A 13,510-nucleotide genomic window follows, 5' to 3' on the forward strand; every position below is an offset into this window, starting at 1 on the left:
CTTACCGAAGTCGACCATCTCTTCATAGAAGTCGGCACGCAACTTCTCCGTAGCCAGTCGCTTCTTTAATAAAGCCACTTCCTGCTTGAGCTTCTCATAATCTGCAGGAGTCACATCCTTGCCTTGCTTCTTCATCTCTTCAGCGATTTGGGGGTTACACGACTCAAAGGTACGAAGAATTCGATAGAAAGAAGAACGCGACAGACCTGTTTCCTGAAAAATCTCTGCGCGTGATTTTTTCTCAACATAATACATCTCATAGATCCGATGATGATTTTTCACCCGATCCAGGGCAGATGACAGACATAATGGTTGATTCTTTTCCATAATTTGGGAGTTTAGGAGTCAACCTATTTTAAAAGAAGACAGGCTTACAATGCGCCGAAACCGATACAGCATGGTTGTTTTTATCGAATAAGCAGCTATTTTGGCATATCTTCTCAAAAATAAGCGTAACTTTGCAGCCTCATTCCTAACGAAATAGAGAAGTAAAAATATAATTTAAAGAAAAGAGTATGAAAGCAAAACAGTTGGCTATGTATGCCTTGATTCCATTAATCGCGGCATCGTGCATACAGGATGAGGCATTGAACTCAGAAGCGGCTATCGACGCCTGCATTGGCAACGATGTACAATTGGTTGACATCAATGCCGACTCAAAAGTAATCAATATATACGTACACAAGGCAGCCGACCTGTCGAAACAAAACTTGAAGTTTGTCTATCCGCAGGGCGCCACTCTGAAAGTAGATAAGAGGGAACGGGGCGATACGGAAAAAACGTACGATTTCAGCACCCCTCCCCATTCACGAAACTTTACGGTCACCTCGGAGGACGGGAAGTGGCAACCGACCTACAAAGTCAATGTGATTCCTGCGGAATTGCCGACCTCCTATCATTTTGAAAAATTAATCGTCTCTGCCGACACGCCATACGACATCTTTTATGAGTTCGATCGGGGAACCTCACAGGAAATCTCCAAAGTATTGCAATGGTCGAGCGGGAATCCGGGATATAAACTCACGGGAATGCCGAGTACGAACACAGACTACCCGACACAACAAACGGCTCACGGATACAAAGGAAAAGCTGTTAAATTAATCACTTGCGATACGGGCAGCCTCGGCGCAACAGTAGGCATGCACATTGCCGCAGGCAGTCTGTTCATCGGAGCCTTCGAACCGGGCAGCGCATTGAAAGCTCCCCGCAAAGCGACAAAGTTCGGCTACCAGTTCTACAAACGCCCGCTGGAGTTACGCGGATATTACAAATATAAAGCCGGTGAGGTATACACCGAAAACGGGAAGCCTAAAAGCGGCATCAAAGACAAATGCGATATTTATGCCGTCATGTACGAAGCCGACAATAATTCATTTACGCTCGACGGCGACAATGTCTTTACATCCGACAAGCTGGTGATGAAAGCGCAAATCGACCCCAAAGACATTATTGAATCGGAAGAGTGGACAGCATTCAACTTACCTTTCAAACCGGTCAAAGGAAGAAATCTGGATATGAAGAAATTAAAGGAAGGAAAATACAAAATCAGCATCGTGCTCTCTTCGAGCGCAGACGGAGCTTATTTCAAAGGAGCTATCGGGAGCACGCTTTATGTAGACGAAATGGAACTTATCTGTGACAAATAAAAAGACAAAAGAAATGAGAAAATATACCTCGACCGGCATCATCACGGCATTATTACTGATGATTGCCTTTACCGCAAAAGCTCAAGAAGACAGAACCAAAGGAATCATATGGGCATCGCTCCACGGATGGGAATATGAGATGAAAGCGGGATTCAGCATCGGAGGAACCTCTCCTCTTCCTCTGCCCGAAGAAATACGCAAAATAGACAGCTATGCGCCGGGAATCGCGATTTCCATCGAGGGAAACGCTACCAAATGGTTCAACAACGAATGGGGATTGACGGTAGGAGCACGACTGGAAAACAAAACCATGACTACCGAAGCCACCGTAAAAAACTACGGCATGAAAATAATCAATACCAATGGAGGAGAGCTGGAAGGGCTTTGGACAGGCGGTGTGAAAACACAGGTGAAAAACTCCTATCTTAGCATTCCGGCTGTTGCCAACTACAAAATAAGCAAACGTTGGAAAGTTTCGGCAGGTCCCTACATCTCCTACCTCATCGAACGGAACTTCTCCGGACATGTATATGAGGGACATCTTCGCACTCCCGACCAGACCGGTTCGCGGGTAGACTTCAGCGGCGAAAGCATTGCAACCTACAACTTCTCCGAAGATCTTCGCAAATTCCAATGGGGAATGCAGTTGGGAGGCGAATGGAAAGCTTTCAAGCACCTGAATGTTTACGCAGACCTCACTTGGGGATTGAATGACATCTTCAAGAAAGAATTCGACACCATTACATTTGCCATGTATCCCATCTATCTGAATGTAGGATTCGGGTATGCGTTCTAATATACTTCTAATATACGGTATTAATAAAAAAAGATGGCACGCTTCGTACATGAATCGTGCTATCTTTTTATATACGTCATTCTACAATCAATTCAAAATCGTCTACTATCAAAGTACTTCCCGGAGCTCCGCTATATTTATCTCCGTTCTTACTTGAAGAACAAATAATCGCAAAACGATACTTGGCTGTGGGATCGTATACCTTTTTATAATCGAACTTCAAATCAAAAGACTTCCAGTCCGCTTGATTGCCTCCTTCCAAAGAAGCGATGGCGACAACTCTATCGGAGGTGTATATATTATCCTCTCCGGAAGCGCCTGTGAGGCAGTCGCTCAGGTCTGCCTGATATTCGTCCGTCACATACAACACTGCCTTAATAGCAAATTCATCTGCAACCCCCGGCTTTTTGACGGGTTTATTGGGCACAGTTCCTTCTGCAGAATAATACTCTTCGCCCGCTGTATACTTGTACCAACCCTTCAGAGACTTAGGCTTTTTATCGAAAGGAATACCGAATTTCGTACTTTTCAAAGGATTAGACACATCTAAACGAAATTCACCCAAAAACAAAGATCCGGTTGTCACTTTAGGAGTTGCGGGGAACCAGAGAATAGGCGGCGCACCTTTTGTATCCACAGTTTCTATCTTTGCTGCCGACTTACCGGAATGCGCATCATCTGTTTGAGTAACCACATACTTCTTCGCCTTATCGAAAATTAAAGAGACTCCCGCATTGCTCGAACTCCATCCTGCCGGTGCATAATATGTTTTATCACCTTCGCCGCCGGCTTTCATCCAAGTTTCGAAATCGTTTTTCAACTGAAACAAAGGAGTAGAAACGTTATACTTCTTTACAGTACCATCTTCTGCCGTCAGTGTATAGGTCACAATCTTACCATTTGAGAAATCTTGTTCTTCGGAAGGATTCGGAACGATCTCCGTCCTGTCAGAGAAAGTAATCGTCGGAGTCATTTTTTCCAGTTTATTCTGCTTCGTTCCATCCTGAACACGGAAGAAAATCGTGCCGGATACCTCATCAATAACAGGCTGCTGAGTGATAAAATCGTATTTCTCATCGAAAGTAAACGATAAAATCTTCGCTTCGGAACTCTCGCTTCCGCTCAGTCTCTCACCTTCATAATTCACTTCCACTTTCATCGAAAGCTCGGCAACATCCACTTTGATATCCATATTAACACTTCCTTTTCCAACAGTGCCCGACACGGAGGTTTCGCACTTTCCTACCACGAGATTCAAAGTCTGTTTGCCTGTGAACAAATAAATATCACCTTTTTGACTTAATTCACATTTATCCACCGAAATATCTCCAATGACTAAATCATCTTCACCCACACGAATAGAGAAGTTTCTCAATTCCAACTTTATTGCGCTGTCTGAAGCTTTCGTTATATAAACTTTCTGAACCAAATCATCGGCAACCGGTTCGGGGATACCCACAATATACACATCCATCTTTCCCTTATACGTACCGGCAATCTCTTTTTCCACCGGATACTTTATCTCATCGTTATCGCTGCTACAAGCAGTGAAAAGACTCATTGAACTAATCAATGCCAATAAACAAAATAAAACTTTTTTCATAATAAAAACTTTTTTAATTACTAATACCAAGTATTCCTCATTTCTGCAAAATAAAGCGGACAAAACATCTTCTGCAGAACAAAAACTCTGCAAAGTAAGCAATTAACTCCCACTCCCACAAGGTCTATTCTTTATTTTATATGGTCTATTCTTCAGATTATGGCATTGGCTCAACAACAAAAGCTCTATAAGCGCATAAATATACACCGGGCTTTTATCGGCTATATGGATAAAAAACAGCAAGGCTGCCTCATCTTCATGGGCAGCCTTACTGAATTAACGTGTATCCACAACGGGCATGAGACTAAAGACTACTCTTCCTGTTCGTCTAAGGACTCTGCATATTCCATCTCTCCTTGAACAATAAAAAAGATTTCTTCGGGATCGTACTCCCCCATCTCATCTTTACGGGCTTCTTCCACGATGTATGATACAATCGCGTCCAAATCTACTTCTATACAGCCGTCTTTATCGGGTTGTACATCTAGAATACCACTTTCGGAATAATATTCATCGATCAAATCGATAAAATAATACAATTCATCGTCGGAGAATTTCTCTTTCAGCTCTTGGGGCAAATAGTTCTTGATAAATTCAATTGTTTTTTCATCATCGGCATCTGCCAATAAAAAATCATCTTCCAGTCCCATGTCTTTAAGAATTAAGTGATACGTAATATATGAATAAAGCGCCCCGTATTAAAGGAGCTTCTCTATTTTCTCCACAAAAACCGGCTTACCGACAGCACCTACCTGCTTGTCTACAATCTCACCGTTTTTGAAGAAGAGCACAGTAGGAATGTTTCTAATTCCATACTCGGCGGAAACGTCATCATTCTCGTCGACATCGCATTTCCCGATAATCACTCGATCTTTATATTCTTCCGCCAATTCTTCAATGATTGGACCTACCATTTTGCAAGGGCCGCACCAAGGAGCCCAAAAGTCTATAACCACAGGCTTGCCTTCGGCCAACACTTCTTTGTAATTGCTGTTTGTAATTTCTAAAGCCATTTTCTTAATTTTTTATATACGAATATAACGTCATTATTAGGATATTGTTCACGCCACAAATATAATTAATTTATATGGAATCCCAGTTCCGGCCGTTCTTTTAAATAAGATATCAACTCCCTGCCCACCGACAGCTTCACCGGACGTGAGAACAGATCTACGCACATGCGATTCGCATCCGTATCATCGGTTATTTTGAAATAAAGCTCCGTTGTTCCGGGCTTTTCTTTAATCAATGTAGAAAGCTCGGCAATCAATGCTGAATTCAACGCAGATAAAGGAATAAGAACAGTCATCTTCTGCACCAGCTCCTCCTTTACATCCGGCAGAAGCTCGATAGAGGTAATTTTAACCTCCAACTCGTCTTTCCTCCATTGTTTCGGTTGGCAACGCGCTTTAATATACAAGAATGTTCCTTCATAGAGATACCCTTGATAAGCGACCCAGTCGTTTCCCCAAAAGGGAATCTCAGCCGAACCGGAATAATCTTCTATTTTGGCTATTCCATACGGATTGCCATTTTTGCTGATTCCTTTTCGGACACCGGTCACGATGCCCCCCATCGTAATTTCCCGTCCCGACAATGCCGCCTTATCCTCAAGCTCTGCCATTCGTGTATTGCATACGTGCTCCAACACAATAGAAAACTCATCCAGCGGATGAGCGGAAATATAAATTCCCACCAACTCCCGTTCCCGATTCAAACGATCAAGATCATTCCACCTCTCCACATTTTGAGGGATTTCAGGAGTTGCAATATCAATCAGATTTTCACCACCAAACAGAGAGTTGACTGCATCCGCTTTATCTGCCTGATAACGGTTTCCATACCGCATCAGCGTTTCCAAAAAGACTTCGCCTTTGGAATTGACTGCGAAATATTGCTCTCGTTTCAATTCCGGGAAACTGTCAAAGCCACCTGCCAAAGCCAGACACTCCATATTCTTTTTATTACAGGCATTCAGATTCACTCGCTGCACAAAATCGAATATGCCTTTAAACGGCCCGTTGTTCCGGCGCTCTTCCACAATACTTTGTACAGCTCCTTCTCCGACACCTTTTACGGCTCCCAATCCGAAACGGATATTCCCTTCGTTGTTGACCGTGAATTTCAAGTTACTTTCATTCACATCCGGACCTAAAGTCTGAATACCCATCGCTTTACATTCGTCCATCAACTTTGTGATATCCGTAATGTTCGACAAACTCCGGCTCATCACCGCCGCCATATACTCAGGCGGATAGTTGGCTTTTAGGTAAGCCGTTTGGTAAGCTACCCACGAGTAGCAGGTCGCGTGCGATTTGTTGAAAGCGTAAGAAGCGAATTTCTCCCAGTCTGCCCAAATCTTCTCAAGCACTTTCGGATCATGCCCGTTTTTCTGTCCTCCTTCGATAAATTTAGGCTTCATATGATCCAGTTTGTCGCGCAATTTTTTACCCATCGCTTTACGAAGAGCGTCGGACTCTCCGCGGGTAAAGCCGGCAAGCAAACGCGATAGAAGCATCACTTGCTCCTGATATACCGTAATACCATACGTATCTTTGAGATATTTCTCCATGACAGGGATATCATACTCGATGGGCTTGCGTCCGTGCTTGCGATCGATAAAATCAGGAATATAATCCATCGGACCGGGACGGTAAAGAGCATTCATAGCAATCAAATCTTCAAATGTAGAAGGCTGCAATTCACGCAGATATTTCTGCATACCGGCAGATTCAAACTGAAATGTGCCGATGGTCCGTCCTTCACTGTAGAGCTTATATGTAGCCGCATCGTTGATGTCGATCGCATCGATATCTACTGTCTTGCCATATCGCAAACGAATATTTTCAACAGCTTCTTTGATAATAGAAAGAGTCTTCAACCCAAGAAAGTCCATCTTGATAAGTCCGGTATCTTCAATCACCGAGCCTTCGTATTGCGTAACGAGCATTTTTTCACCGGTTTCCTTATCATCGGCAGTACTTACCGGAACCCAATCGGTGATATCGTCGCGACAGATAATGGTTCCGCAAGCATGCACGCCCGTGCCTCTGACATTGCCTTCCAACATTTTGGCATATTTAATCGTATCACGTACCAACGGATCGGAGGAAGCCTCTGCGGCCTGCAATTCAGGCACATACTCAATAGCATTTCTCAAATTCATTTTTTTATCCGGAATTTTGTCCGGAATAAGTTTGGTCAAGCGATCGGACTCCGAAAGCGGTAATTTTTGAACTCGGGCAACATCTTTGATCGCCAACTTTGTCGCCATGGTTCCGTAGGTGATTATATGAGCAACTTTCTCCTGCCCATACTTGTTGGTCACCCAACGAAGCACTTCTCCACGACCATCATCGTCGAAGTCCACATCAATATCAGGCAACGAGATTCGGTCGGGGTTCAAAAAGCGCTCAAACAGCAAATCATATTGAATAGGATCAATCTGAGTAATTCCCAAACAGTAGGCTACTGCCGAACCGGCTGCCGATCCTCGTCCGGGACCGACCGAAACTCCCAACTCCTCACGCGCTGCATTGATAAAATCCTGCACAATCAAGAAGTAACCCGGGAAACCCATTGTTTTCATGATATACAACTCGAAGTTGAGGCGCTCTCTCACCTCATCCGTCAATGGATCGCCATACCTTTTCTTTGCACCGTCGAAAGCAAGTTTAGCCAAATAATCACCTTCCAATTTAATACGATATAATTTATCATACCCGCCCAAGCGTTTAATTTTATCCAGCCCTTGCTCTTCGCTCAACACTACCTGCCCGTTTTCATCTTGCGTAAACTCATCAAACAAATCCTTTTCCGTATATTTCCGCCGATATCCTTCTTCCGTCCCGAAATCTTCAGGAATAGCAAAGGTCGGCATGATAGGAGCATGATCAATGGAATAATACTCTACCTTATTTAAAATCTCCAACGTATTACTCAAAGCTTCGGGTACATCGGCGAAAATTTCATTCATCTCTTCACGCGTCTTCATCCATTCCTGCTTAGTATAGAGCATACGGGTAGGGTCGTCTAAATCTTTGCCTGTGCTAAGGCAGATCAAACGATCGTGAGCTTCCGCACTTTCTTCATCCACAAAATGAACATCATTTGTACAAATCAGTTTCACCCCAAACTTCCGGGAAAACTCCATCAAATATTTGTTCACTTTCACCTGCATCGGGTAGCATTCATGATTGGCACGGGGCACCGTAGCTTTATGACGCTGCATCTCTAAATAAAAGTCATCGCCAAAAACTCTTTTATACCATTGTATAGCTTCTTCAGCTTCGGCAAATTGATCGGCCGTAATTCGCCGTGGAACCTCTCCTCCCAAACAGGCTGTACTGACAATCAATCCTTCGTGATATTTTTCCAGTTCGGTTCGATCGGTGCGCGGACGCATGTAATAACCACGCGTCCAAGCATGCGATACCAGTTTAATCAAATTGTGATACCCTTGTTTATTCTTTGCAAGCACCACCAAATGATAACCGCTTTGGTCCGGTTTTCCCTCTTTCAAGTCCATTGTCCGGCGAGCCACATACATCTCACATCCGATGATAGGCTTAAACAATTTACTCTCAGCCTCCGCTATTTGGGCCTTGCAATCTGCTATCTCCTCTTCTTTATTTCCCGATTGCACGGTGCCGTCCTCTATTCCTGCGATCCGCTTCTTCAGCGCTTTTATTTCTGCCTGTGGTCCGCTATTCTTCTTATTGACATAATTGGTAAACTCCTTTATTCCAAACATACTTCCATGATCGGTCACAGCAATCCCTTTCATCTCGTTTTGCATGGCCTTGTCGACCAAACGGCTGACACTGGCCTGCCCATCCAAAAGCGAGTATTGCGTATGAACATGTAAATGGACAAAATCCTGCATAATAATACTGATAAGTAAATAAATTAATGCCATAAAATTACGACCTCCCCCATTATAAACCAAAATAAACTCCAAAAAGTTATCAACACTCGCATTTCTATCCTCAATTACTTGCTGATATTTTAAAATAACTCTATTTTTGCAGCGAATATCATTAAAAAGCATACATGAGCCGACTGAAAAAATTAAAAAAGATACGCATTCACCGGGAAGGAACACATATTTTAGCGGGTAGTCTTCTACTGCTGCTATTGATCAATGCATCGCTTTATTGGGGAATAGATTGCAAAATACCTTTCTATGCAGCAGCAATAATCAGCATTTTCATTTATTTGCTGATGGTAAACTTTTTCCGCTGTCCCATTCGCTTCTTCGGTGAAGATACCGAAAAGATCGTCGTAGCTCCTGCCGATGGGAAAATCGTTGTAGTAGAAGAGGTGGAAGAAAACGAATACTTCCACGACCGCCGATTGATGATTTCAATATTCATGAGTATTGTAAACGTACATGCCAATTGGTATCCCGTAGACGGAACAGTTAAAAGGGTGTGCCATCATAACGGCAATTTCATGAAAGCTTGGCTACCCAAAGCCAGCACCGAAAACGAACGCTCTACCATTATCATTGAAACACCGGAGGGAATAGAAATATTAACCCGCCAAATCGCAGGAGCCATAGCACGCCGGATTGTCACCTATGCCGAACCGGGTGAAGAATGCTACATTGATGAGCACATGGGGTTCATAAAATTCGGCTCACGGGTAGATGTATATTTACCTTTAGGAACAGAAGTTTGTGTTTCTGTGGGGCAATTAACCACCGGAAACCAGACGGTTATTGCCAAACTCAAATAATCCGGTCAGAATGACACATTCCATAAAAAGCAATCTTCCCAATACAGTAACCTGCCTGAATCTTTTCTCCGGCTGCATTGCTTGTGTTATGGCCTTTCAGGCTCGGTATGATTTGGCTTTATTGTTTATTATCCTAAGCGCAATATTCGATTTTTTCGATGGACTATTAGCTCGTTTACTCCATGCACATTCCGCAATTGGAAAAGATTTGGATTCATTGGCCGATGATGTCAGTTTTGGAGTTGCCCCTTCGCTAATCGTTTTTTCCCTCTTTAAAGAGATGGTTTATCCGGCATACATCCTTTCTTTGGCTCCTTATATACCGTATGCAGCTTTTCTTATTTCTGTGTTTTCGGCTATACGATTAGCCAAATTCAATAACGACACACGACAAACCACTTCTTTTATCGGTCTTCCGGTACCTGCCAATGCATTGTTTTGGGGATCTTTAGCAGTAGGAGGACATTCTTTTCTGATTTCCGATTATTGTCATCCCGTCTGCTTATTGCTTTTGGTATGTCTTTCATCCTGGTTACTGGTATCGGAAATTCCAATGTTTTCTCTTAAATTCAAGAACCTTTCCTGGAAAGACAATAGAATCAGTTTCATTTTTCTGCTGGGATGCGTACCCCTTCTGATATTCTTAGGAATAAGTAGTTTTGCAGCAATTATCGTATGGTATATTCTGCTTTCCCTTCTAACAAGAAAAGGAGAATAAACAATATTCCGGCACGATTGTTGTAAGATTACCTAATATCGTGTTACTATAAACAAAACTAAACCCTATGAGTATAATTTTATTTCTACTCTTTTTTTTCATTATAATTCTCTTATTCGGGCTTTCTATCATAATAGCCATTCTAAGAGCTATTTTCGGATTCGGTCGCAACTCATCCCGACATCAGCGTGCAAACTTCGAACAGAGAGACACTCACCAACATACAAATAGAAAAGCGAACTCTCACTCCGGATATGATTATGAAGTCGACGATTTTTCCGATAGTGGGCAAAAACAAAGCTCCAAGAAGATATTCAGCAAAGACGAAGGAGAATATGTAGACTTTGAAGAAATAAAAGACGATTCTTCTGTGTAATAACAATATATACAAAGAGATTACTTCTTTCTCTTAGTGATAAAAAAATCTTTCATTAACTGGGCACAATGGTCTGCCAATACCCCTTTCACAACTATCGTTTTAGGATGTAAAGATTGAGAGGCATATTTTTGATACCCACGTTTTTCATCCTCCGCTCCAAACACAAGTTTCCCCATCTGCGCCCAAGCGATAGCCCCCGCACACATTACACATGGTTCTACCGTTACGTAAATAGTGCATTCATTTAAGTATTTTCCGCCAAGCACGTTGGCAGCAGCGGTAATAGCTTGCATCTCGGCATGAGCCGTCACATCATTCAATGTTTCAGTCAAATTGTGTGCCCGGGCAATGATTCGCTCTTTACAAACAACCACAGCACCCACAGGAACCTCTCCTCTTTCGGCAGCTTTCGAAGCCTCTATTAAGGCTTGCTTCATAAAATAAGCGTCATCCAATATCATATTAACGTCTCATATCGTGTTCACCAAAAAGTGTCGGATAATCTTCTTCCATATTTTTATGGATGAACATCAAAATCGTTTCGCGCAACCAACGTGATTTATTGGTTATCTTATATTTTTCCAGATAGCGATCGACGATTAACTGCTCATCTTCGCTCAACAAAATACTCATACGACGTTCGCGTTTGACGCATTCCGGATGTAAATTTAAGCTTCTTCGACTCTTTTTTTTCATATCTTCTGCAAAATTACTTTTACTTCCGTAAAAACAAAGAATAAAAACAGTAAATTTGCAATGATGAGTCTACATTATAGACATTTACACATGTATAAACAGATAAATAGTGATCATGGCAGAGCATAATGAATTGGGAAAGGCAGGAGAAGACGCAGCAGCTCTTTATCTGAAAGATGAAGGATATGTTATTCTTCACCGTAATTGGAGAAGGGGGCATTTGGAGTTAGATATTGTAGCTGAAAAAAATAACGAATTAGTCGTTATAGAAGTGAAAACCCGCAGAAATACCGAATTCGCTCTTCCACAAGATGCAGTAAACGCATTAAAAATAAGGCGGACCGTACGCGCCACTGATACGTATATGAAACTGTTTCAAATAGATGTTCCGGTACGATTCGACATTATAACTGTGGTAGGTGAGAAAAAGAATTTTAAAATAGAGCATATAAAAGAGGCGTTTTACCCTCCCTTGTTTTAGTCCCAATGGGACGGAAGCAATCCAAACAAAGGGAGATGCCTGCCAACAACTCTCTCAGAGTTAATAGCCGATCCTTTTATTAAACGATATAATTGCTATCTTTGTACGCCAATCTAAAAACATCAAAAATGATTTATCAGCTCTTTGCTCCATCAGAAATCAAAACGAGCATTCAATTACCATCTTCTAAAAGCATCAGCAATCGCGCGCTGATAATCAACGCATTGAGTAAAGGGAGGTATCCCATCGAAAACCTATCCGACTGCGACGACACACGGGTAATGATAAAAGCATTGAGTGAAGAAAAAAAGACAATCGATATTATGGCAGCCGGAACAGCCATGCGCTTTCTGACAGCTTATTTAAGTGTAAATCCCGGGAAATATATTATCACAGGCACAACAAGAATGCAACAACGTCCTATTGAAGTACTAGTCAATGCACTTCGTGAATTAGGAGCTGACATAACGTATGTGAACAACGAAGGTTTTCCCCCGTTGCTTATAAAAGGGAGAGAACTAAAAGGTAATGAAATCACATTGAAAGGAAACATCAGCTCTCAGTACATTTCTGCCCTACTTATGATAGGACCTGTCCTTCAGAATGGATTAACACTTCGCCTGAGTGGAGAAATTATTTCTCGTCCTTACATTGATTTAACCTTACAGATAATGAAAGATTTTGGCGCAAAAGCAGAATGGGTAACATCCAATAGCATCACTGTCGCTCCACAACCTTATTGCAGTACTCCTTTTAAAATAGAAAATGATTGGAGCGCAGCTTCCTATTGGTACCAGATAGCGGCTCTATCAGGCAAAGCTGAGATAGCATTACCGGGATTGTTTAAAAGTAGCTTTCAAGGAGATAGTCGTGGAGCGGAATTATTCTCCCGTTTAGGAATTACAACAAAGTTCACCGCCCAAACAGTGGTGATTACAAACGAGAATACCCGCCCACAATACTTTGAAGAAAACCTTATTGATATTCCCGATTTAGCCCAAACATTTGTGGTTACTTGCGCTTTATTAAATATCCCCTTTCGCTTTTCAGGATTGCAAAGTCTAAAAATAAAAGAAACAGACCGAATAGAAGCTTTAAAAACAGAGCTCAGGAAATTAGGTTATATACTGAAGGATGAGAACGATTGCAGCTTGGTATGGGACGGTACCCGCTTTGAAGCAGAAAAGCATCCTATTATTCAAACTTATGAAGACCACCGGATGGCAATGGCTTTTGCTCCAAGTAGCTTTATTTTTCCCGGCATCAGAATTGCGAATCCCGGCGTTGTCTCTAAATCGTATCCCGGTTATTGGAAAGACTTAACAATGACCGGATTCCAAATTAAAGAGATAAAATAAATATCCTACCTGTTCCGGTCTTTCACATGTGTCGATTCATTAATAGATTTGAACGAAATATGTTCGCGGATGATTACAAGTCCCGAGACGCAGT

The 13,510-nt window shown here is 42.2% G+C and carries 14 protein-coding genes; 7 read left to right on the plus strand and 7 right to left on the minus strand.

Features of this window, described 5'->3' with window-relative positions:
- On the minus strand, positions 1–327 hold a 327-nt coding region (locus C234_RS0109950), incomplete at its 3' end, for a hypothetical protein (protein WP_211231531.1).
- Positions 328–515: 188 nt separating this feature from the next.
- On the opposite strand from C234_RS0109950, the gene C234_RS0109955 reads away from it, so the two are divergent.
- Both C234_RS0109955 and C234_RS0109960 read left to right on the plus strand, forming a co-directional pair.
- Positions 516–1,646: a PCMD domain-containing protein gene (locus C234_RS0109955; protein WP_027325638.1), complete on the plus strand. Its 1,131-nt coding sequence runs from the start codon at positions 516–518 to the stop codon at positions 1,644–1,646.
- 13 nt (positions 1,647–1,659) lie between these two features.
- Positions 1,660–2,442, plus strand: a complete 783-nt coding sequence (locus C234_RS0109960) for a porin family protein (protein WP_027325639.1) — start codon at positions 1,660–1,662, stop codon at positions 2,440–2,442.
- A gap of 76 nt (positions 2,443–2,518) precedes the next feature.
- Here the strand turns inward: C234_RS0109960 and C234_RS0109965 are convergent, their stop codons facing one another.
- From C234_RS0109965 to dnaE, 4 genes are all read right to left on the minus strand, one after another.
- Complete coding sequence (locus C234_RS0109965; RefSeq protein WP_034537437.1) at positions 2,519–4,045, minus strand: PCMD domain-containing protein; 1,527 nt, start codon at positions 4,043–4,045, stop codon at positions 2,519–2,521.
- 311 nt (positions 4,046–4,356) lie between these two features.
- Positions 4,357–4,695 (minus strand): hypothetical protein, encoded by a 339-nt coding sequence (locus tag C234_RS0109970; protein ID WP_027325641.1) that lies wholly within the window; start codon positions 4,693–4,695, stop codon positions 4,357–4,359.
- Positions 4,696–4,743: 48 nt separating this feature from the next.
- Positions 4,744–5,058 carry a thioredoxin gene (gene trxA, locus C234_RS0109975; protein ID WP_027325642.1) on the minus strand — a complete coding sequence of 105 codons (315 nt, stop codon included), beginning with the start codon at positions 5,056–5,058 and terminating at the stop codon, positions 4,744–4,746.
- Between the two features lie 65 nt (positions 5,059–5,123).
- Positions 5,124–8,930 (minus strand): DNA polymerase III subunit alpha, encoded by a 3,807-nt coding sequence (dnaE, locus tag C234_RS0109980; RefSeq protein WP_027325643.1) that lies wholly within the window; start codon positions 8,928–8,930, stop codon positions 5,124–5,126.
- 167 nt (positions 8,931–9,097) lie between these two features.
- On the opposite strand from dnaE, the gene C234_RS0109985 reads away from it, so the two are divergent.
- The 3 genes from C234_RS0109985 to C234_RS0109995 all read left to right on the plus strand — a co-directional run bounded on the left by C234_RS0109985 (position 9,098) and on the right by C234_RS0109995 (position 10,878).
- The gene (locus C234_RS0109985) at positions 9,098–9,784 is read left to right on the plus strand and encodes a phosphatidylserine decarboxylase family protein (RefSeq protein WP_027325644.1); all 687 of its coding nucleotides are present in this window, start codon (positions 9,098–9,100) and stop codon (positions 9,782–9,784) included.
- Between the two features lie 10 nt (positions 9,785–9,794).
- Positions 9,795–10,502, plus strand: coding sequence for a CDP-diacylglycerol--serine O-phosphatidyltransferase (gene pssA, locus C234_RS0109990; RefSeq protein ID WP_027325645.1), 708 nt, complete (start codon positions 9,795–9,797; stop codon positions 10,500–10,502).
- A gap of 67 nt (positions 10,503–10,569) precedes the next feature.
- Positions 10,570–10,878, plus strand: a complete 309-nt coding sequence (locus C234_RS0109995; protein ID WP_027325646.1) for a DUF4834 family protein — start codon at positions 10,570–10,572, stop codon at positions 10,876–10,878.
- Positions 10,879–10,898: 20 nt separating this feature from the next.
- Here C234_RS0109995 and C234_RS0110000 read toward each other — a convergent pair whose 3' ends face one another.
- Both C234_RS0110000 and C234_RS0110005 read right to left on the minus strand, forming a co-directional pair.
- Complete coding sequence (locus C234_RS0110000) at positions 10,899–11,339, minus strand: nucleoside deaminase (protein ID WP_027325647.1); 441 nt, start codon at positions 11,337–11,339, stop codon at positions 10,899–10,901.
- 4 nt (positions 11,340–11,343) lie between these two features.
- Complete coding sequence (locus C234_RS0110005; RefSeq protein WP_027325648.1) at positions 11,344–11,577, minus strand: hypothetical protein; 234 nt, start codon at positions 11,575–11,577, stop codon at positions 11,344–11,346.
- A 115-nt stretch (positions 11,578–11,692) separates the two neighbouring features.
- Here C234_RS0110005 and C234_RS0110010 point away from each other — a divergent pair, with 115 nt between their 5' ends.
- Together C234_RS0110010 and C234_RS0110015 are read left to right on the plus strand one after the other, a co-directional pair.
- Positions 11,693–12,058 (plus strand): YraN family protein, encoded by a 366-nt coding sequence (locus C234_RS0110010; protein WP_027325649.1) that lies wholly within the window; start codon positions 11,693–11,695, stop codon positions 12,056–12,058.
- Positions 12,059–12,186: 128 nt separating this feature from the next.
- Positions 12,187–13,416 carry a 3-phosphoshikimate 1-carboxyvinyltransferase gene (locus C234_RS0110015; protein WP_027325650.1) on the plus strand — a complete coding sequence of 410 codons (1,230 nt, stop codon included), beginning with the start codon at positions 12,187–12,189 and terminating at the stop codon, positions 13,414–13,416.
- Positions 13,417–13,510 lie beyond the last annotated feature (94 nt).

It is taken from the genome of Bacteroides pyogenes DSM 20611 = JCM 6294, from assembly GCF_000428105.1.
GTDB lineage: Bacteria > Bacteroidota > Bacteroidia > Bacteroidales > Bacteroidaceae > Bacteroides > Bacteroides pyogenes.

What these genes read in the sequence shown, in the direction of transcription:
- C234_RS0109955 (WP_027325638.1), top strand. Translation starts at nt 516, where the DNA reads ATGAAAGCAAAACAGTTGGCTATGTATGCCTTGATTCCATTAATCGCG.
- C234_RS0109960 (WP_027325639.1), top strand. Translation starts at nt 1,660, where the DNA reads ATGAGAAAATATACCTCGACCGGCATCATCACGGCATTATTACTGATG.
- C234_RS0109965 (WP_034537437.1), bottom strand. Translation starts at nt 4,045, where the DNA reads ATGAAAAAAGTTTTATTTTGTTTATTGGCATTGATTAGTTCAATGAGT.
- C234_RS0109970 (WP_027325641.1), bottom strand. Translation starts at nt 4,695, where the DNA reads ATGGGACTGGAAGATGATTTTTTATTGGCAGATGCCGATGATGAAAAA.
- trxA (WP_027325642.1), bottom strand. Translation starts at nt 5,058, where the DNA reads ATGGCTTTAGAAATTACAAACAGCAATTACAAAGAAGTGTTGGCCGAA.
- dnaE (WP_027325643.1), bottom strand. Translation starts at nt 8,930, where the DNA reads ATGCAGGATTTTGTCCATTTACATGTTCATACGCAATACTCGCTTTTG.
- C234_RS0109985 (WP_027325644.1), top strand. Translation starts at nt 9,098, where the DNA reads ATGAGCCGACTGAAAAAATTAAAAAAGATACGCATTCACCGGGAAGGA.
- pssA (WP_027325645.1), top strand. Translation starts at nt 9,795, where the DNA reads ATGACACATTCCATAAAAAGCAATCTTCCCAATACAGTAACCTGCCTG.
- C234_RS0109995 (WP_027325646.1), top strand. Translation starts at nt 10,570, where the DNA reads ATGAGTATAATTTTATTTCTACTCTTTTTTTTCATTATAATTCTCTTA.
- C234_RS0110005 (WP_027325648.1), bottom strand. Translation starts at nt 11,577, where the DNA reads ATGAAAAAAAAGAGTCGAAGAAGCTTAAATTTACATCCGGAATGCGTC.
- C234_RS0110010 (WP_027325649.1), top strand. Translation starts at nt 11,693, where the DNA reads ATGGCAGAGCATAATGAATTGGGAAAGGCAGGAGAAGACGCAGCAGCT.
- C234_RS0110015 (WP_027325650.1), top strand. Translation starts at nt 12,187, where the DNA reads ATGATTTATCAGCTCTTTGCTCCATCAGAAATCAAAACGAGCATTCAA.